Annotated in this window: 19 protein-coding genes and 1 pseudogene; 11 read left to right on the top strand and 9 right to left on the bottom strand. The window is 65.4% G+C overall.

The features are described 5' to 3' along the window. The 4 genes from A7Q26_RS16450 to A7Q26_RS16435 form a co-directional block, all read right to left on the bottom strand. Positions 1-306 (bottom strand): urease subunit beta, encoded by a 306-nt coding sequence (locus A7Q26_RS16450; RefSeq protein ID WP_066861735.1) that lies wholly within the window; start codon positions 304-306, stop codon positions 1-3. Positions 307-421: 115 nt separating this feature from the next. Continuing rightward, the gene (locus A7Q26_RS16445; RefSeq protein ID WP_066861669.1) at positions 422-724 is read right to left on the bottom strand and encodes an urease subunit gamma; all 303 of its coding nucleotides are present in this window, start codon (positions 722-724) and stop codon (positions 422-424) included. Positions 725-731: 7 nt separating this feature from the next. Then, positions 732-1,580, bottom strand: coding sequence for an urease accessory protein UreD (locus tag A7Q26_RS16440; protein ID WP_232313837.1), 849 nt, complete (start codon positions 1,578-1,580; stop codon positions 732-734). Between the two features lie 120 nt (positions 1,581-1,700). After that, on the bottom strand, positions 1,701-3,194 hold the full coding sequence (locus A7Q26_RS16435) for an agmatinase family protein (RefSeq protein ID WP_084439167.1): 1,494 nt from the start codon (positions 3,192-3,194) through the stop codon (positions 1,701-1,703). A gap of 327 nt (positions 3,195-3,521) precedes the next feature. Here A7Q26_RS16435 and A7Q26_RS16430 point away from each other — a divergent pair, with 327 nt between their 5' ends. The 6 genes from A7Q26_RS16430 to A7Q26_RS16405 all read left to right on the top strand — a co-directional run bounded on the left by A7Q26_RS16430 (position 3,522) and on the right by A7Q26_RS16405 (position 11,127). After that, complete coding sequence (locus tag A7Q26_RS16430) at positions 3,522-4,094, top strand: hypothetical protein (protein WP_066861661.1); 573 nt, start codon at positions 3,522-3,524, stop codon at positions 4,092-4,094. A gap of 62 nt (positions 4,095-4,156) precedes the next feature. Then, complete coding sequence (locus A7Q26_RS16425) at positions 4,157-4,627, top strand: (2Fe-2S)-binding protein (protein ID WP_066861658.1); 471 nt, start codon at positions 4,157-4,159, stop codon at positions 4,625-4,627. Then, on the top strand, positions 4,624-6,807 hold the full coding sequence (locus A7Q26_RS16420; protein WP_066861656.1) for a xanthine dehydrogenase family protein molybdopterin-binding subunit: 2,184 nt from the start codon (positions 4,624-4,626) through the stop codon (positions 6,805-6,807). The genes A7Q26_RS16425 and A7Q26_RS16420 overlap by 4 nt, the downstream gene beginning before the upstream one ends. Positions 6,808-7,758: 951 nt before the next feature. Further along, positions 7,759-8,550, top strand: coding sequence for a peptidyl-prolyl cis-trans isomerase (locus tag A7Q26_RS16415; protein ID WP_157102578.1), 792 nt, complete (start codon positions 7,759-7,761; stop codon positions 8,548-8,550). 1 nt (position 8,551) lies between these two features. Next, positions 8,552-9,565: a HupE/UreJ family protein gene (locus tag A7Q26_RS16410; protein WP_066861648.1), complete on the top strand. Its 1,014-nt coding sequence runs from the start codon at positions 8,552-8,554 to the stop codon at positions 9,563-9,565. Further along, positions 9,562-11,127, top strand: a complete 1,566-nt coding sequence (locus A7Q26_RS16405) for a tetratricopeptide repeat-containing sulfotransferase family protein (RefSeq protein WP_066861644.1) — start codon at positions 9,562-9,564, stop codon at positions 11,125-11,127. Before A7Q26_RS16410 ends, A7Q26_RS16405 begins: the two co-directional genes overlap by 4 nt. Here A7Q26_RS16405 and A7Q26_RS16400 read toward each other — a convergent pair. Genes A7Q26_RS16400 through A7Q26_RS16385 form a run of 4 tightly spaced genes read right to left on the bottom strand, consistent with a single transcriptional unit; the run spans position 11,124 to position 15,302 of the window. After that, positions 11,124-11,879, bottom strand: a complete 756-nt coding sequence (locus A7Q26_RS16400) for a TIGR02186 family protein (RefSeq protein ID WP_066861640.1) — start codon at positions 11,877-11,879, stop codon at positions 11,124-11,126. The genes A7Q26_RS16405 and A7Q26_RS16400 overlap by 4 nt on opposite strands. A 2-nt stretch (positions 11,880-11,881) precedes the next feature. Beyond that, a complete protein-coding gene (locus A7Q26_RS16395) occupies positions 11,882-12,796 on the bottom strand; it encodes a sulfite exporter TauE/SafE family protein (protein WP_066861637.1) in 915 nt (304 codons plus the stop codon). Between the two features lie 59 nt (positions 12,797-12,855). Continuing rightward, positions 12,856-13,932: a hypothetical protein gene (locus tag A7Q26_RS25675; RefSeq protein WP_066861634.1), complete on the bottom strand. Its 1,077-nt coding sequence runs from the start codon at positions 13,930-13,932 to the stop codon at positions 12,856-12,858. Next, positions 13,929-15,302, bottom strand: a complete 1,374-nt coding sequence (locus tag A7Q26_RS16385; RefSeq protein WP_066861631.1) for a glycosyl transferase family protein — start codon at positions 15,300-15,302, stop codon at positions 13,929-13,931. Before A7Q26_RS16385 ends, A7Q26_RS25675 begins: the two co-directional genes overlap by 4 nt. A gap of 126 nt (positions 15,303-15,428) precedes the next feature. On the opposite strand from A7Q26_RS16385, the gene nhaA reads away from it, so the two are divergent. Further along, on the top strand, positions 15,429-16,646 hold the full coding sequence (nhaA, locus tag A7Q26_RS16380) for a Na+/H+ antiporter NhaA (RefSeq protein ID WP_066861627.1): 1,218 nt from the start codon (positions 15,429-15,431) through the stop codon (positions 16,644-16,646). A gap of 109 nt (positions 16,647-16,755) precedes the next feature. Further along, the gene (locus tag A7Q26_RS25255) at positions 16,756-16,935 is read left to right on the top strand and encodes a hypothetical protein (RefSeq protein WP_157102577.1); all 180 of its coding nucleotides are present in this window, start codon (positions 16,756-16,758) and stop codon (positions 16,933-16,935) included. An 11-nt stretch (positions 16,936-16,946) separates the two neighbouring features. Here the strand turns inward: A7Q26_RS25255 and A7Q26_RS16375 are convergent, their stop codons facing one another. Further along, the gene (locus A7Q26_RS16375; protein WP_066861624.1) at positions 16,947-17,345 is read right to left on the bottom strand and encodes a low affinity iron permease family protein; all 399 of its coding nucleotides are present in this window, start codon (positions 17,343-17,345) and stop codon (positions 16,947-16,949) included. 63 nt (positions 17,346-17,408) lie between these two features. Here A7Q26_RS16375 and A7Q26_RS16370 point away from each other — a divergent pair, with 63 nt between their 5' ends. The 3 genes and pseudogenes from A7Q26_RS16370 to A7Q26_RS16360 form a co-directional block, all read left to right on the top strand. Continuing rightward, positions 17,409-17,735 (top strand): hypothetical protein, encoded by a 327-nt coding sequence (locus tag A7Q26_RS16370; protein ID WP_066861621.1) that lies wholly within the window; start codon positions 17,409-17,411, stop codon positions 17,733-17,735. A 144-nt stretch (positions 17,736-17,879) separates the two neighbouring features. Beyond that, a complete protein-coding gene (gene sucC / locus A7Q26_RS16365; RefSeq protein WP_066861617.1) occupies positions 17,880-19,079 on the top strand; it encodes an ADP-forming succinate--CoA ligase subunit beta in 1,200 nt (399 codons plus the stop codon). A 109-nt stretch (positions 19,080-19,188) separates the two neighbouring features. After that, a pseudogene (locus A7Q26_RS16360) lies at positions 19,189-19,348 on the top strand (electron transfer flavoprotein subunit beta/FixA family protein); the annotation flags it as partial.

Here is a 19,348-nt window from a genome sequence, read left to right as displayed (position 1 = left end):
TCAGAGCGCCCCCATCACATCGCCGCGAAAGCCGATCACCACCCGATCGCCCGCATAGGGGATGACTTGCACGTCGCGGCTCTGCCCCGGCTCGAAGCGGACGGCGGTGCCCGATGGAATGTCCAGCCGATACCCCCGCGCCGCGTCGCGATCGAAGACCAGCGCGGGGTTCGTCTCGGCAAAATGATAATGGCTGCCCACCTGGATCGGCCGGTCGCCGCTGTTGGCGACGGTCAGCGTGATGGGCTCTCGCCCTGCGTTCAGCACGATGTCGCCGGGGACGGGGATGATTTCGCCGGGGATCATCATGCTGACCTCCCGACCCGTTCGGGCTGAGCTTGTCCAAGCCCCGCTTTTTCCGGAAGAGAAGAACGGCCCTTCGAGGGGATGAGGGCGAAAGGATTGAGGGGCAAGATCCTGTTCACCGGATCGGCCTGTGCACGGTGACGAGCTTGGTGCCGTCCGGAAAGGTCGCCTCCACCTGAATGTCGTGGATCATCTCGGCTACGCCCTCCATCACCTGGTCGCGAGTCAATATATGGCCGCCGCTCGCCATCAGCGCGGCCACGGTCTGGCCGTCGCGCGCACCCTCCACCACATGGTCGGTGATGAGCGCGATCGCTTCGGGGTGGTTGAGCTTCACTCCGCGCTCCAGCCTGCGCCGCGCGACGATCGCCGCCATGGCGATCAACAGCTTGTCCTTTTCGCGCCCCGTCAGATTCATGATGGTCCTAACAGTAACAGATGGTCGGCATGGTTGGCGACAGGCCCAAGATCGCCGCGCGCAGCACGCCGGCCGCGCGCATCACATCCTTGCGCAGCCCTTGCGGATCGGCGGCGGTCAGGCGCAGGATCAGCAGGCCGTCGAAGCTGGTCGCGCCCGCGCCCGGCCCCGCAAACAGGCTGCGCGCCAGGTCGAGATAGTCTGCGGCGTCCGGTCCGGCATAGACCAGAGTGGCGATGGCGGTGGCATCGCCGAAGCCGAACGGCGCGCGACCCTGGGCGGCGAAATCGCCCTCGACATGCAGCGTGTCGGCCCAGACCAGCCGGCCGTTACGGCGGATGCGCCAGGCGTCGTGGATCAGGCCGCTGGCATAGGTTTCGCCCATCGCGCCGCGCCCCAGCACCAGCATCTCCATCGCCAGCATCCGCGCGTCGAGGGCGAGGTTCGCGTCCAGCGTGCGGCGCATCCGGCTGCGGTCGAACAGGATCGCCTCCTGCGCCAGCCATTCGCAGGTCGCGCCCGCGCCAATCGTGATGCGCGTGTCGATCCGCGTCGGCTCGTCCTCGTCCAGCGCGCGGTAGAGCTTCTCCGCCGCCTGCGGGACGATCGTCGCGGCCGCCCCCGGATCGACGATGATGTCGAGCGCCAGCCGGTCTCCGCCGGTGAGGCCACCGCTGGTGGTGACGGTGACGGCCAGCGGGAAGTCGCCATCGCGCCCGTCGGGAAACAGCAGCCGGGCCGGCGCCACCTGCATCATGTCGCGGATGCCGCGCGGGGAGAAGGCGACCATCGCGCGTCCATCGACCCGCTGGTGCCGGGAGCGGGGCGGCGGGACGATGGCGCGTTGGACGGTCATGGGCACCATCTGGTCAGGCCCGGCGGGTCACGACATGGGGCATATGACGTATGGGACGAGAGGGCGGCCGGCTCTGCCGGCACGCCCTGGCTCATTCCTCCCCGTGCGGGGGGAGGGAAATTACGTCGTCGGCCGACGGCCGCCGCGCGCGAAATTGGGATCGACCTTCTCGGCCTTGCCCTCCTTCGCGGCCTTCTCGCCATGGAAGGGCTGGCCATGCTCGGTGGTCAGGTCTGACAGGAAGCCGGGCTGCCTGATGCCCTTCTTGCGCATGGCGACGCCGGTCAGGCAGGCGTGCATGATGAAATTGGCGTTCAATGCGCTGCGATAGGTCGGGTCCAGCACCGGCGCCAGTTCCACGATCTCGAAACCGACCAGCTCGTTTTCCGCGCACAGGCGCCGCACGATCGGGATCGCCTCGCGCATGGTCAGGCCACCGGGAACCGGGGTGCCGGTGCCGGGGATGAAGGCGGGGTCCAGCACGTCCACGTCGAAAGAGACATAGAGCTTCTTGCCGCTCTCCCGCGCTTCCTTGAGCGCGCGCTCCATCGTGGCGGCCCAGCCATTTTTCTCGACTTCCGGCATCGCATGGTAACGCACGCCATTGTCGCGCATCCATTCGAAGCCTTCCTTTTCCGGCCACGGCCCGCGCAGGCCGACCTGGATATAGTTCTTGCCCAGCACATGGCCTTCCTTGACCGCGCGATAGACCGGGGCGCCATGGGTGATGAAATGGACGCCGCCCTTGCCCGCATCATAGTGGGAATCGAAATGGACGACGCCGAAGCTGCCCTTGCCATGGACATCGGCGATGCCGGCGACGTCGCTATATTCCAGGCTGTGGTCGCCCCCGACGATGAAGGGGATGGCGCCGGTGCGGGCGATCTCCGCCACGCGCTCGCGGACATGGGCGACGGTCCGTTCGGTCGACATATTGTCGACGGCGATGTCGCCATAATCCACGATCTTCAGTTCCTTGGACGGATCGACCATCGTGTACATGTCGATCCCGCCCGCGCCATATTGGGTCCGCATGGCCGACGGGCCGCCCTTCGCGCCGCGGTAGCCCGATCCCATGTCGAGCGGCGCGCCCACGATCGCGACATCGACCTTGCCCGCGACCAGATCCTCGGGGAAAATCGCGACCGGCGCGCCGGCGAAGGTCGCGATGCCGCCGCCATAGACGCCACCCCCACGGCCATTGGCGTAATAGCTGAGTTCGAACGGACCCGGCTCACGCTTGGGGTCCAGGCCATCGGGCCGGCGCAGCTTCCAGCCGTTGAAATTCTCGTTCCCGGTATCGAGCGGGATCGCCGCCATGTCGGCCTTGGGGTTGAACTTCGACGCTTCCACCGCGTCCATCATCGCCTCGACATAGGCGTCGATTTCCTGCGGACTCTTGGTCGCCAGCCGTTCGAACAGCTTGTCATAGGAGCCGGCGAACATTTCCGCCGGGTCGGAGGTCAGGAAGTCCCGCTTTTCCTTGGACAGCCCCTTGATCTTGGCTTCCAGCGCGGGCGGGATGGCCGGCTTGTCATTCTGCGCGACCACGGCCGCCGACGAGATGACCGTGGCGGCGAGCAAGGCGCCCAGCAGCCCATATTTCATCCTCATGCCTTCTGTTCCCCTAAATTCGGACATTCGTCCCGAAAGCTAGAGGCGGAGGGCAATGCGGCACATGGGGCGATTGACGTAGCTCCCGGCAACGGCCCGGACTCACCGGGGAGTCCGGGCCGGAGCAAGCGCCATGGGAGAGGTGTTTTGCGCGCTTGCTGCGGGGCGGCCTGCGCCGCCCGAGAGGATCCTGCGAACGACCCTGGTTCCGACATAGCGGCCGGGGCGCGCGGCGCCCTACGTCAAACGCCCTATCGAGCGGGATCGCCGGGCGGGTTAGCGCGATGGTCGGGCATCTGGATCCCCTGTCAAAGGCTTTGGCCATACGTGCTGATCGCATCGCTTTTCCTTCTCTGGATCATCGTCATCCTGCTGGCCGTTGCGGTGGTCGCGCTGGCGCGGCAGGTGCGCCTGTTGCAGGATCGCGGCGGAGCTGCGGCCGCGCGCGGCCTCCCCATGACGGCAGGCGCGGCCCCGGTGGTCAGTGCGCCGACGCTGGCCGGAGACATGCTGACGATCGGCGGGCCGAGCGCCGACGGGCGGGCGATGCTGCTGCTGTTCATCCGCCCCGGTTGCGCGGCGAGCCGGTCCGCCATCCGCGACGCGCTGGCGCTGACCGATCGCAAGCAGCTGCGACTGCTGTTCCTTGGCGAAGGGCGGGCCGAGGATTATGGCGATCTGCTGCGCCAGCATCGCATCCGTGACACCGACATCATCCTGAACGCGGACGTGCTCGGCGATTATCGCGCGGGGGACCGTCCGTCCGCCGCGCTGATCGACGCGCGCGGGCGGCTGCTCGCGCGCGGGGTGGTGGAGGCGCGCGAGCAGCTCGATGCGCTGCTGGTCCATGTCCAGCCGCAGGAGAACGAGGCGGACGACAAGATTCCGATCCTGTCCTGAACCTGCTGGACAGGAGGATGCGGATCGGCATCTAATGAAGGCATCAGTAACGGGGTAGCGACATGAGCGTCAGCTTTACGGTGAATGGCGAGAGGCGGCAGGTCGAGGGGGATCCGGCCAAGCCGTTGCTGTGGGTGCTGCGCGAGGATCTCGCCATGGTCGGCACCAAGTTCGGCTGCGGCGCGGGCCTGTGCGGCGCCTGCACCGTGCATGTCGGCGGGGAAGCGGTGCGATCCTGCCAGACGCCGCTGGGCGATGTCGCGGGCAAGGCGATTACCACGATCGAGGGCGTGCAGACGGGGGACGCGGGCAAGCGCATCGCCGCCGCCTGGATCAGGCATGACGTGCCGCAATGCGGCTATTGCCAGGCCGGCCAGATCATGAGCGCCACTGCGCTGCTCGCCACCACGCCAAAGCCCAGCGACGAGGAGATCGACGCGGCGATGATGGGCAATCTGTGCCGTTGCTCCACCTATGTCCGCATCCGCGCGGCGATCAAGGACGCTGCCGGCATCGTGGAGGCAAAAGCATGAGCGCCGCCACTCTGTCCCGCCGGGGCTTCATCTCCGCCTCGCTGCTGGCCGGGGGCGGGCTGCTGTTCGACCTCAATTTGGCCGTAGCGCAGGCGGCCGACGGCACGCCCGTCATCCTCACCGCCTTCATCCGCATCCTGCCCGACAATCGCGTCATCATCGGCGCGAAGAATGCGGAGATCGGGCAGGGGGCGAAGACCATGCTGCCCATGATGATCGCCGAGGAACTGGACGTCGACTGGAGCCAGGTGACGATCGAGCAGACCCATGCCGATGCAAAGATTTTTGGCGGCCAGAGCGCGGGCGGCAGCCGCACCACACCGCGCGAATGGCTGCCCACGCGGCAGGCGGGTGCGGCGGCGCGCGCGATGCTGGTCGCCGCCGCCGCGCAAGGCTGGGGCGTCGCGCCCGACACGCTCAGGACCGGCGGCGGCAAGGTGACGGACCCCGCATCGGGCAAGTCGGCGACCTATGCCTCGCTCGCGGCGGCGGCGGCGAAGCTGCCCGCGCCCGATCCGGCGACGCTGACGCTCAAAGACCCCGCCGCCTTCCGCATCATCGGCCAGTCGGTCGGCGGGGTCGACACCCCCGCCATCGTCGCGGGCAAGCCGCTGTTCGGCATCGATTTCACGCTGCCAGACATGCTCTACGCCGTGCTGGAAACCTGCCCGGCCCATGGCGGCACGTTCAAATCCGCCAATCTGGACGCGGTGAAGGCGTTGCCCGGCATCGCCCATGTGCTGACCGTCAAGGGCGACGGCACGCCGGAGTCCGGCCATGACGGCGTCGCCATCCTCTCCAGAAGCTGGTGGAGCGCCAACCAGGCGCGCGAGACGCTCAAGGTCGATTGGGACATGAGCGCCGTCAGCAGCTTCTCGACCGAAAGCTATGCCGCGCAGGCCGCCGAAAGGCGCAAGCGCAAGGCCGACGGCGACATCGTCCGCACCGGCGATGTCGCGACCGCCTTTGCCGCCGCCGCCAAGACGGTGACGGCCGATTATGCCTATCCCTTCCTCGCCCATGGCACGCTGGAGCCGCAGAACTGCACGGCTTTGTTCAAGGACGGCGCGATCGAAATCTGGGCGCCGACGCAAAACCCCGAAAGCGGCCGCGCGCTCGTGGCCAAGGCGCTGAACCTGCCGCCGGAGAAGATCCGCATCAACTTCACCCGCATCGGCGGCGGCTTCGGCCGGCGCCTGATGAACGACTATATGGTGCAGGCCGCCGTGATCGCGGCGCAGGTGCCGGGCGTGCCGGTGAAGCTGCTCTGGACCCGGCAGCAGGACATCCAGCGCGATTTCTACCGCCCCGCCGGGTGGCACGGCATGCGCGCCGGACTCGACAAGGGCGGCAATCTGACCGCCTTCCACGATCATTTCATCACCTTCGGCAAGGACGGCAAGCCGCTCCGATCGGCGGAAATGCCCGCCAGCGAACTGCCCGCCGGGCTGATCGACCATGTGCTGCTGGAACAGAGTTTCCTTGCCACCAACATGCCGACCGGCTGGCTGCGCGCGCCCGGCTCCAACGCGCTCGCCTTCGTCACGCAGGCTTTCCTGGACGAAGTCGCGCAGGCGGCGGGCAAGGACTTGCCGACTTTGATGCTGGACCTGCTCGGCGATCCGAAGGAACTGCCGCGCGGCCCCAACGCCCCGCCCTTCGTCACTGCCCGCGCAAAGGGCGTGATCGAGAAGGCCGTCGCCATGAGCGGCTGGGCGAACCGCAAGGCGCTGCCCAAGGGGACCGGCAAGGGTTTCGCCTTCTACTACAGCCATATGGGCTATTTCGCCGAAGTGGTGGAGGTCGCGATTGTGGACGGCAGCCCCAGGGTCAAGACCGTCTGGGTCGCGGGAGATGTCGGCAGCCAGATCATCAACCCCATCAACGCCCTGCACCAGGCGCAGGGTTCGGTGATCGAGGGGCTGGGCCAGGCGCTGGCCGGGCAGCAGATCACCCAGGTCGGCGGCGCGGTGGAACAGGCCAATTACGACACCCATCCCTATCTGCGCATCAACGACGCGCCGCAGATCATCGTCGAGTTCGTGAAGACCGCCTATCCGCCCACCGGCCTTGGCGAACCCGCTCTGCCGCCGGTCATCCCCGCCCTGGTCAACGCCATCCACGCCGCCACCGGAAAACGCATCCGCACCCTGCCGATCACCGCGGACATGTTGGCGTAGGCGGGCTGGGGAGAAGCGACCATTTGTGGTCATTAAGCCCGGGCATGGACTTACCTCAAAGCCCGTCATTTGCAAATCCATTGGGGAATGCCTTATGGCTTGGTCATGAGCATCTTCGCCCTCATCCGAAAGATAATTGACCGTGAATGGATCAAAGTTGATTGGACTGGCAGTCAAACGCTAACTCATCGACTTATAGCATTTCTACCTTTGCTGATTTCTTGCGGGCTGGCATCAATCCCGGCACCCACTTGGCTTCAAACCACCATTATTGTGGTTGGCTGCTTGGCATTTTTTTGCGCGACAATGTGGATCGAAGGGCGGCGGCTAAGGGGAACAGGCGCATTCTCGACAAAGAGGTCAGAAAAAATAGCGCAACGCAGTCGTCTGCGACAGAAACAACCGCACAGTGGAAAAGGTGATAGCTGAAATAATCTGGCGGCTATCATGAGGTCTATCCTCGAAAGCTGCCTATCCGCTTTCCACCCCTTTCCGTCATCGCGAGCGTAGCGAAGCAATGACGGTGAGGATAGTTTGAGAGCCGACAGGTTCCGGACCACCCCTGCCAGCTACCGCCGTTGACCGATCTCCCCTTCAAATCCCGCCCTTCCAATGTAGGATTTTCTCTGGTCTATCCTCTCAGATGGACCCGTCCGCCGCCCTGCCTCCGCCCGCGCCTGTCGCCGCCTTGTCGCGCCAGTGGCGCGTGATCGGTGCGTCGGTGGTGCGTCAGTGCCGCGTCACAGACGCGTCGCAGGCGCGTCGCTGTGACCTTGCGTCCGGAAAATGGCGGAAATGCGTCGGCGTAACGCCCTGCGACGGTGTGAACTTCGGGTCGTCGCCCCATGCGTCATTTGACGTAGAGGGGGGTGCCGGGAGGATCGTCATAACCGCCAGAAGGCCCGCCTGTGTGGCAGCTGTGAAAGGAAGCAAACGTTGATGCGCCGTTTGATGACTCCGCTCCGCGGATTGGCGAACCGCGATCCGTTTCTGGTGTTTCTCGCCGTGGCGGCGGCGATCTTCGCGCTCTACTGGGCCGTGACCGCCCGGCGCGAGACGATCGACGTGCCGCTCTCGGTCCAGAAGAGCCTGTCCGACGATTATGAGATGATGGCGGGCAGGAAGCCCGATGCACAGGCAAAGGCCAAGCTGATCCACGATTATGTCGCCGACGAACTGCTGTTCCGCGAAGCGGTGGAGCGGGGGATGCACATGACCGACAAGACCACGAAGCAGCGGCTCATCGACCGTGTCCGCTTCATGATCGCGGGCGCGCCCGCCGACCCCAGCGAGGACCAGCTGATGGGCTATTACGCCACCCATCGCGAGCTGTACCGCGCCGAACCGCGTCTGTCGGTCGATCATGTCTTTTTCGAGCAGCGGCCGGGCAATGAATCCGCGTTGCTGGCGACGCTGCGGTCGGGCGGCACCGTGAAGGGCGACGATTTCTGGATGGGGCATGATCTGCCCGACTATGGCGAATCCATGCTGCGCGGCATGTTCGGCCAGTCCTTTCTCGATGTGCTGAGGAAGACGCCGACCGGCCAATGGGTCGGCCCGCTCAAATCGACGCGCGGCTGGCATTTCGCCCGCGTGCGCAATCGCGGTGCGTCCGCCATGCTGCCCTATACCGACGTGCGCGACCAGGTGAAGCAGGACTATCTGGCGGCCGAAACCGGAGCGCTGGTCGAACAGGAAGTGAAGCGGCTGGAAGCGGGCTACGCCGTCCGGGTGGAACAATAGAATGGTGCGGCCCGTCCTGCTGAATATGCTGCTGGTGCTGGCGGCGTTGGTCGGCTTCGCCGCGCCGGCGCAGGCGGACGTGTTCCGTGTCGGCGACTTCAGCATTCAGCCGGGCATCGATCCGGGCAGTTTCGACCTCAGCGCCTCCATCCCGTCGGTCCTGGCCAGCGACAAGCCGCTCGGCTTGCCCGATGGCTGTCGCGAGACGAGCCGGGAAAAGCTGACCGAAGCCGTGATGACGCGCTATGCGATCGGCATCGCCTGCGACCGGGCGCTGGCGGCCGACGATGCGATCGTGACGCCCTGGGCAGTCGATGGCGGCACCTTCCTTTCCACCGCGACCGGCGCGCGCGTGCAGCAGGCGTTGCAGCCCGATGGCGACACGCTGTCGCTGCCGATCGGCGAGACGGCCGCGCGGACGCGGGCGCTGCCGGAGATCGCCGTCGAATATACGGCGCAGGGTATCGTCCATATATTGGGCGGCTGGGATCATCTCGCCTTCGTCCTGTGTCTCTGCCTGCTGGCGCGCGGGCGCCTCCTGCTGGCGCTGGTGACGACCTTCACCATAGGCCATTCGCTCAGCCTGGCGCTCGCCTTTTTCGACATCGTCAAGGTGCCGGTTCCCCCGGTCGAGGCCGTCATCGCCCTCTCCATCGCCTTCATGGCGCGGGAAGCGATCGCCGCGCAGCCGGGTGACATGGCCGATCCGCACAAGCGCCGCCGCCAGCTGGCGGTCGTCGCGGGCTTCGGCCTGCTCCATGGCCTGGGCTTTGCGACGGTGCTGCGGGAACTGGGCGTGGCGCCGCAGGAGCGGCTGTCGGGACTGCTGTTCTTCAACGGCGGCGTGGAGCTGGGGCAGTTGATCTTCGTGGCGCTGGTGCTGTCGGCGATGAAGCTGGCCGCGATTTTCGACCGCGACCAATGGGTGCGGCAGGCCGCGCTCTACGGGGCCGGGATCATCGGCTGTTTCTGGGTGATCGAGCGGGTGGCGGGCTTCACCCTGCAAACCGCATGAGCCTGGAGGCGACGGCGCGCGCCGCACTGGCGCGGGGCGATCTGCCCGCCGCCGCGCAGGCGGCGCAACGGCTGGCCATGACGCAGCCGGGCAAGCCCGCCGGCTTCTTCCTGCTGGGCATGGCCGCCGCCGAGGCGGGACAGGTGGCAAAGGCGCTGCCGATGCTGGAGCAGGCCGTGGCGTTGGGCGGGGAGGCGGAACATCTGGCCCAATATGCGAAGCTGCTGATCCTGCTGCGCCGCGATGGCGAGGCGGGAAAGGCCGCGCGCGCGGCGCTTGTCGCGGCGCCGGTGGACGCGCTGACGCTCGACACGATCGGTTGCGTGCTGGCCCGGCTGGGCGATCATGAGGCATCGGTCACGCCCTTCGAGGGGGCGGTGGCTGCCGACCCGGACAATCTCGGCTATCGCTACAATCTTGCCGCCGCCTATGGCTTCACCGGGCGGGTCGCGGCGGCGCGGGATCATTATGAGACGATCCTTCGGGTAGATCCGGGCGACGCGCGGGTCCATTATGCGCTGGCGATCCTGGCGAAGCAGACGGCGGAGGCGAACCATGTCCCGCGCCTCGAAGCCGCGCTTGCCGCAGCGACCAAACCGGAAGACCGGCTGCGCATCCGCTATGCACTGGCCAAGAGTCATGAGGATCTGGGCAACGGCGCCGAAGCCTTCGCCAGCCTGTCTGCCGCCAATGCCGCGCACAAGCAGGCGATCGGCTATGATTTCGCGCAGGACGCGGCGATTTTCGACGCTATCGAGCGGCTATATGCTAACGGTGCGTCTGCGGCCGGAGGAGTGGGGCTGGACGAGCCGGCGCCGATCTTCATCGTCGGAATGCCGCGCACCGGCACCACCCTGGTCGACCGCATCCTGTCCTCGCACCCGCAGGTCGGGTCGGCCGGCGAGTTGCAGGCCATGCCGCTTGCCGTGAAGCAACTCGCGGGCACACGGTCCCGGCTGGTCATAGACCCGGAGACGATCGCGGCCAGCGCGGGGATCGATCCGCGCGCCGTGGGTCAGGCCTATATGGCGCGGGCCAGCCATCACCGGCCGGAAGGCAAGGCGCGCTTCATCGACAAGCTGCCGGCCAATTTCCTGTATGTCGGGCATATCGCAAGCGCGCTGCCCAAGGCGACGATCCTCTGCCTGCGCCGGCATCCGATGGACACGGTCTGGAGCAACTACAAGAATCTCTTCGCCAGCCAGTCCGCTTACTATGCCTACAGCTATGACCTGATGGACATAGCGCGCTACTATGCGCGCTTCGATAGGCTGATGGCGATGTGGGAGCGGCTGTTTCCGGGGCGGGTGCTGCAACTATCCTATGAAGCGCTGGTGGCGGAGCAGGAGACCCAGACGCGGCTCTTGCTGGCGCATTGCGGCCTCGACTGGAACCCGGCCTGTCTGTCCTTCCATGAAAACAGGGCGGCGGTGGCGACCCCGAGCGCCGCGCAGGTGCGTCGCCCGCTCAACGCCGACGCCATCGGTCGCTGGAGGCGGCACGAAGCCGCGCTCGCACCGGTCCGCAACTGGCTGGAGGGGCAGCGGATCGCGCTTGATTAGAGGCGGCGGGCGATCGCGCCCGCCGTCCAGCCCATGCCGACCGCCAGGGCGATGGCGGCCAGGCCGTAGAGAAAGGACCAGCTTTCAGCCGCCACCGCCATGAACTGTTCGAAACCGGACTTCCGCACGGTGATATCGCGCACCGCCGCCGCGACGACCCGGCCGTCCTGCACCAGGAAGGTCTCGGCGGTGTAATCGCCGACGATGACGCGGGCGGACAGAGGCAGGCGGGCGCGGTAAAGCACGCCGTCGCTGATCTCGATCGTGCCGGGGCGCTCGACGAACAGCCCGGCGCGCTGGCGCAGATCGACGAGGCCCGCCTGGAACCGGTCCAGTTCCGCGCTGTCGTTGAGCGAGGAGGGGGACAGTTGCAGCTTGTCGACGCCCAGTTCGTAGATGGCGGCGGTGCGTTCATCGACGATCTGGTTGATCGGGCGCGACGATGCCATTGCGTAGAAACTCGGCGCGGATTCGAAACGGGCGCGGTCGACATTGACCCAGATTCCGGCGACCTTCTGTTTTTCGCGCATCTGGATCGATTGGTCCGGCCCCTTGAGCACGACCACGACATCGGCCGGCTTTTCCGGCCGTACCCCGCCCGGATAGACGATCGCGCCGAACAGCAGCAGGTCTGCGCCGGTGAAGCTGTACTGGATTTCGACTTCGCGCTGCGAGACATCGGGCACCAGTTGCGGTTCGTCCGCCGCGCCCAGCAACAGCGATGCCGCGAACAGGGCCAGGCGGCGGCGCATTGTCAGCGCACCTCTATCGTGTAGATTTCGTCCGGCCGGAACCCCAGGCCCAGCCCCATGCGCGCGGCGACCAGCAGCACGATGGCGGCGAGCAGGATGCGCAGATATTCGGGCCGGATCGTCATGGAAATTCGAGTCCCGACTTGCGCTCCGGTCACGCTGCCGATCAGCAGCAGCATCGCCAGGACCAGGTCGACCGCCTTGGTCGTCATGGCGTGCATCATCGTCGTTGCGATGGTCACGAACAATATCTGGAACAGGGACGTGCCGACCACCGACTGCGTCGTCATGCCGAGCAGATAGAGCATCGCGGGGACCAGGATGAAGCCGCCGCCGACACCCAGCAACATGGTGAGAATGCCCGTCGCCATGCCGAGCAGCAGCGGCGCCAGCGGCGATATGTAAAGGCCCGAACGATAGAAGCGCCAGCGCATCGGCAGCGCGGCGACCAGCGGATGGTGCCGCCGCTTGCGTGCTGGAGGCTTGCGGCCGGTCTTGAGTGCGATCAGCGCCTGGATCGATTCCTTGGCCATCAGCCCGCCGATGCCACCCAGCATGAGGACGTAGAGGATGCCGATGACGGTATCGATCTGTCCCAGATACTGGAGCAGGCGGAAGATGAGGACACCGAGCCCCGCGCCAACGACGCCCCCGGCGATCAGTACGCCGCCCATGCGGAAATCGACAGTGCCGCGAGACATGTGCGTGACCACGCCCGAAACGCTGGCGCCCGTGACCTGCGAGGCTGCGGACGCGGCGGCCACCGTCGGCGGGATGCCGTAGAAGATGAGCAAAGGGGTCGTCAGGAAACCACCACCCACCCCGAACATGCCCGACAGCAGGCCTACGACACCACCCAGGCCGATGATGACCAGCGCGTTCACCGACAAATTGGCGATGGGCAGGTAAAGATCCATGGCTTCTCAACGCCTAGTCGTAAAGCGCGGCGATATAAAGGCGGCTTGGGCGATGTCGGTCAAAAATCCGCCGCGAGCGTCACGGCCAGGCCGGAGGCGGGCGCGGCCTTGCCGGCGATCCTCTCCCGCCATTCGATGGAGAGGCGCGCAGCATTGTCGAGAATGGGAAGGCGGACCTGAATTTCCGGGCCGATGTCGAGCCGTTCCACGCCAGGTTGCGCGCCCCCGGAAAGCGCCGCGCCGATCCGCAGCGGTGTCTTTGCGATAGGCGAGAGGAGCGACATCTTGCCATCGACAAAAGCGTCGCGGCGATGAAAGCCGACCAGCCCGGCCTGGACATAGGCTTCGGCATCGACGCCTGGAGCGACACGGACAGAACCAAAGCCGCCGGCGGCGAGAATGGCCATGGCGTTGCGCGATCCGTCGCCCAGCGCAACGCGTCGCTCGATCGCGAAGCTTACGGGAAGGGCGCGGAATGGCTGGACCGCAAGGCCGATGGCACCTTCCTGTGCCGCGGGGCTTTCGAGCGCGCTCGTGAGCCGTGCATAGGCCGCGGGCCGGCTGGGCGCGCCGGGGGCCAGCAGATAGTCGACGCGCAGGCCTGCTTGCGATCCGCCAAGCCGGCCTACCGTGGCGACGTCCGCACGGCTGATGCTGCCCGGCCGCCAGAGAAGCCAGCCGCTGCCGCGCCAGCGATCGGCTGATTTCATTGGAGTTGGACGGACAGCGGGCACTGGTACCGCTGTGGGCTCGCCGGTCATCGCATCGGAGGCATGACGGCGGTTGGCAAATGCTGTGGTGAAGCGGATGAATTCCAGGAAATCCACCAATGCTCCATTGTTTTTGGTCGAGGACAGGGAAGCGACCGGCAGCGCTGGCCGGATGGCCGGCGCGAGCGGAGGTCGGGTTGTCGCGATGATCCAGCGTCTATAGGCCGGGAGGTGATGCGAATCGTTCGACCGGCTCCCTGCATAGCGATCCGGCGCGAAGCGGGCGGCCAGGGCAGGCGGCTGTGGCAGGATGTCGGGACCTGGCGCATCCGGTGGCCCGAGATGAGCGACCAGACGGGCCGTGACCCAGCCGATCATCAGCAGCGCGAAGAAGCGCAAGGGGCGACCGCCTCTGGTCGCCGTCATGGATCGGTCCGCAGGTCGGGGAAATGATGCTGGGTCTTGTCCCAGGTCAGCGGCGTGCCCAGCAGCGAGCGGATATAGAGGTAGATAGCGCGGCGGGCCGCGAGGATCGCGATATAGTTGGCGATCAAGGTGCGCGGGATGGCGCCCAGCCCATAGCGCCAGCCATAGGTGCGGGCGACGAACAGCACGCGCATCACGCCACGCCACAGCATCAGGCCGACATTCAGCCAGAGCAGGCTGGTCAGGTAAGGGGAGACGTTTTGGGGCGGGAGGGTATGGAACTGGCCTATCACCCACAGGATCGCCCAGAGCAGCAGCGTCACATAGGCTGCGAACAGCATCAGGGCCGCGAGTGCGGACCTTCGGTCCCGCAGCCGCATCCACCATTCCGCAGGACCGCCGCGCCAGCCCATCCGATCCCAGCCGGCCAGCGATATGCCGATCATCCAGCGCGCCTTCTGCTTCACCGCGGCATCGATGCTGTCGGGGAAATATTCGCGGGTCGCAACCAGCTCTCCGGTCGCGTCGCGCATCCGGATGAAGACGCTGCGTCCGCCCATGTCGCGGATGCGCAGGCCCGCCTCATAGTCCTCCGTCAGCGAGGAAGGGTCGAACGGGCCATAAGCAGGGTCATGCGCCAGCGCCTCCAGTGCATCCCGTTCGAAGGCGCAGGCGACGCCGGCCGAGGGAACGGAGGCGCCCAGCGCCTCACGCACGGTCAGGAGCTTGCCATGACTCTCCGCAAACTCGTCTCCATAATGATTGGCAACCGCGCGCGAGAACCAGCCGCCCCGCCCGGGCAACGGCAGGACCGGCAATTGCACCAGGTCGAAGCGGTCGATCATGAAATCATAAAGGCGGATTTCGTCAGCGTGCACGACGTCCTCGGCATCATGCAGCACGACCGCCTTGTAGCGGAATCGACTCGCTGCTTCCTCCGCCAGCATGGCGCGCCAGAGCAGGTTGAGGCAGTCCGCCTTGGTCGTGGGGCCGGGCCTGTCGTTAATCGCGAGCATCAGGCGCGGATCGTCCTGCGCCAGCGCGGCGACCGCGTCGATCGTCGCCGGGTCGTTAGGATAGGCGCCGATGAAGATGCGATATGGCGCATCGCCCCAGCGGCTCAGCGCATGGCGCAGCATCGGGGCGATCACCCCCGATTCCTGCCATGCGGGGACGAAGATGGCGATCCTGCCCGGACGGGAGGATGCGGGCAGGGTGGTCGTGGTCATCCGTGAATGACGCGCATAGACGGTCAGGTCGCGCCACGTCTTTCGCAGGAGAAAGAGGATGTCGACGAGGAGATCGTCCAGCCCGCCGAGCGCAAAGCCGGCGGCCGCGAACAGCAGCAACTCATGGTGCAGCGCGGCCATGACGGCAACAAACACATCCCCCAAAGGCTTGACCCCCAATGCCTTGTCGGGGACAGGATGGCATTATTGCATGGCGCTTCCAAGTCTTAGGCTTGAGTGAGGCGCGCCGAAGGAGGAATTTTCCGCATGTCAGGTCGCCCCCAGTCGGCGCTTCGCGATTTTCTGACGGGTGAGACCGGCGGCGCGGTCCTGCTGATCCTGGCGGCGGCCGCAGCGCTGCTGCTCGCCAATCTGCCGGGGCCGTCCGGTCATTTCTATCATGATCTGATCCATGCGGAACTCGGCCCCACCCTGTCGCCGAAATTGGGGCCGATGACGGTTCATCTGTGGATCAATGACGGGCTGATGGCGATCTTCTTTCTGGTCGTCGGTCTGGAGATCAAGCGGGAGTTTCTGGATGGCGGGCTTTCGACATGGGACCGACGCCGACTGCCGATCGTGGCGGCGGTTGCCGGCATGGCCGGTCCGGCACTGATCTATCTGGCGCTTACGATGGCGCGTCCGCAACTGGTCAATGGATGGGCCATTCCCGCCGCCACGGACATCGCTTTTGCCATCGGCGTGCTGGCACTGCTCGGCAGTCGCGTCCCTGCTTCGCTCAAATTGTTCCTGACGGCGGTGGCGATCGTCGACGACATGGGCGCGGTCGCGATCATCGCCCTATTCTATACCAAGGGTCTGGACTTGGCGGCGCTCGCAGGCGCGGCTGGCATTCTGGCCGCCCTATATTGTCTCAATCGCGCCGGCGTGCGGTCGCTTGCGCCCTATCTCCTCGGCTTTGCCTGCCTCTGGTATCTGACTCTTCTGTCGGGTGTTCATGCCACGGTCGCGGGCGTTCTGGCCGCGATGACGGTGCCGATCCGTTGTACGCCTGGAGCGCCGGACGCGCCCGACAGTCCGCTGCACCGACTGGAACATGCCGTCCATCCGTGGAGCGCCTACGCCATCATTCCCCTGTTCGGGTTCGTGAACAGCGGACTGGCGTTGAACCGTGAGATGTTGGTCGCCCTGACTACTCCTTTGCCGCTGGGTGTGGGGCTTGGCCTGTTCCTGGGCAAGCAATTCGGTGTGTTCGGTGCTATCTGGGTATCGACGCGCCTCGGCATTGCCGAGCGGCCAGCCGGCGCGAGTTGGGGGCAGGTCTATGGCATGGCCGTGTTGTGCGGAATCGGCTTCACCATGAGCCTGTTTATCGGCGCGCTCGCCTTTCCCGACGACCCGTTGCTCGTGGAAGAGGCGAAGGGCGGTGTCCTGATGGGGTCGCTGCTCTCAGCCCTTGCCGGCTTCGCCATTCTGCGCTGGATCGCCCCTGTGGCGCGACGTGCTGTCCAGAACCCCGATTAACGCGTTCGCGAGCGGCTGCGGCCATGCTATAATTCGAAAGTCGACTTGCGTGTGACTCGCATTGTCGGCCCATCGACCAATCTCACGAAAACAAGCGAGGAGGGCGAGGATGAGGATGGAGACGGATGTCAATTATCTGCTGCATCGCCAGCAGATGTCGTTGATCCGCGCACAGGCCAGCTCGTCGCGAGAGGGACGCGTAGCCTATGAAAGTCTGGCGCGCAGTTACTCGGATCAGATCGACGCTTATCGCAGGGAAAATGAACGGCTGATCGTCCACGCCCATTGAGGGCGTGGCGATCACCGCCGCCGGATCAGGCGCTCGATCGCATGGCGGTGGGTTTCGTCGCTGCCGCATTCCCTTTCGAGTATGTGTTTGATCTTCTCCAGTTCGGCTTCGGTCAGATGCTCGATGCCGATGAAGTCGTTGCGCGCACCATCCATCGCCCGGATCAACTCGTCCAGTTTCGCCTGGATGGCCGAGCTGTCGCGGTTCTGTGCATTCTGGATGAGGAACACCATCAGGAAGGTGACGATGGTGGTCCCGGTGTTGATGATCAGTTGCCATGTATCCGAATAGCGGAAGATGGGGCCCGTGAGCAGCCACAACAGGATGACGATGCCGGCCAGGATGAAGGACAGGGGCTGCCCCGCCCAGCCGGCTACGCGATGCGAGAACGCGGCGAAAATCCTGTCCATGCCAAGTCTCCTGGGTGCAGGGCGTTTATCCCGCGTTAAGCGGCGTGTTGCCATGACGCCGGCATGATGGCTACTCCTTTCCGTTCGTTGTGCCTGCTCCTCGCGGCAGGCTCCATGGTCGCATCCTGCGCCAGCCTTTCGCCCGAATCACGGCTGCGTTCCGGCCTGTTAGATGCGGGCCTGTCGCCGAGAACGGCTGGTTGCATGGCGGCGCGCATGGCTGACCGGCTCAGCATCGTCCAGTTGCGGCGGCTGCAGTCGCTCGCCTCGCTCCGCAAGTCTCACAGGCAGGAAATGACGCTCGACCAATTCCTTCATAAGGTCCACGCTTTGCAGGATGCGGAGATCATCGCGGTAACTGGCAAGGCAGCTCTGATATGCGCTTTCTAGGCTGAATTTCGCAATAAACAGGCAGGGTATCGGCGGGCGGTTTTGCAATTTTGCAAAGTGGTTTTGCAAAATCCGCTGGCGCTCCTTTGCCGGCTGTGCTTAGCCGCTGGACATCAGGTTCAACGCAAAAGGACGGGCCAGCCCATGAACATTCACGAATATCAGGCCAAGGAACTGCTGGCCAAGTACGGCGCGCCGATCGCCGCTGGCTATGCCGCTTTCTCGGTCGATGAAGCCGTCGAAGCCGCCAAGAAGCTGCCTGGACCGCTCTATGTCGTGAAGTCGCAGATCCACGCCGGTGGGCGTGGCAAGGGCAAGTTCAAGGAACTCGCCCCCGAAGCGAAGGGCGGCGTCCGCCTGGCCTTCAATCTCGACGAAGTTAAGGCCCACGCCACCGACATGCTCGGCAATACGCTGGTCACTATCCAGACCGGCGAAGCGGGCAAGCAGGTCAACCGCCTCTACATCACCGATGGCGCCGACATCGCCAAGGAATTCTACCTGGCGCTGCTCGTCGATCGCGCCACCAGCCGCATTGCGTTCGTCGTGTCGACCGAAGGCGGCATGGACATTGAAGAAGTCGCCCACTCGACCCCGGAAAAGATCCACAGCTTCTCCGTCGATCCCGCTTCGGGCTTCCAGCCGCACCACGGCCGCGCCGTCGCTGCAGCCCTGGGTCTGACCGGAGACCAGGCGAAGCAGGCCGCCAAGGTAGCGTCTTCGCTCTACGCCGCCTTCCTCGACACCGACGCCGAGCAGATCGAAGTCAATCCGCTGGCGCTGACCGAGCAGGGCAATCTGCTGGTGCTCGACGCCAAGGTCGGGTTCGACGGCAACGCCATGTTCCGCCACAAGGACATTGCCGAACTGCGCGACCTGACCGAGGAAGATCCGGCGGAAGTCGAGGCCAGCGAGTATGACCTGGCCTATATCAAGCTGGACGGCAACATCGGCTGCATGGTGAACGGCGCGGGCCTGGCCATGGCAACCATGGACATCATCAAGCTGAACGGCGAATTCCCCGCCAACTTCCTGGACGTCGGTGGTGGCGCCTCGAAGGAGAAGGTGACAGCAGCCTTCAAGATCATCCTGAAGGATCCGGCGGTGAAGGGCATTCTGGTCAACATCTTCGGCGGCATCATGAAATGCGACATCATTGCCGAGGGCATCGTCGCTGCCGCCAAGGATGTGAACCTGTCGGTTCCGCTGGTCGTTCGCCTGGAAGGCACGAACGTCCAGCAGGGCAAGGACATTCTGGCGCAGTCTGGCTTGGCCATCGTCCCGGCGGACGATCTGGGCGACGCGGCCAAGAAGATCGTGGCGGAAGTGAGGAAGGCAGCCTGATCGGCTCTTTCGCCTGAACGATACACCAAAGGGTGCGGGTGGTCCGGAAACGGGCTGCCCGCGCCCATGTTCCCATTTGGGGATCTGGCGTTGATAAGGAGGATGTAAGATGAAGATCCTTGTGCCCGTGAAGCGGGTTATCGATTACAATGTGAAGCCACGAGTGAAGGCGGATGGGACGGGCGTCGACCTGGCGAACGTCAAGATGAGCATGAACCCGTTCGACGAGATCGCGGTTGAGGAAGCGATCCGCCTGAAGGAAAAGGGCG

It is taken from the genome of Sphingobium sp. TCM1 (assembly GCF_001650725.1).
In the GTDB taxonomy this organism is placed as follows: domain Bacteria; phylum Pseudomonadota; class Alphaproteobacteria; order Sphingomonadales; family Sphingomonadaceae; genus Sphingobium.
This window is presented reverse-complemented; position numbering and strand designations above follow the sequence as displayed.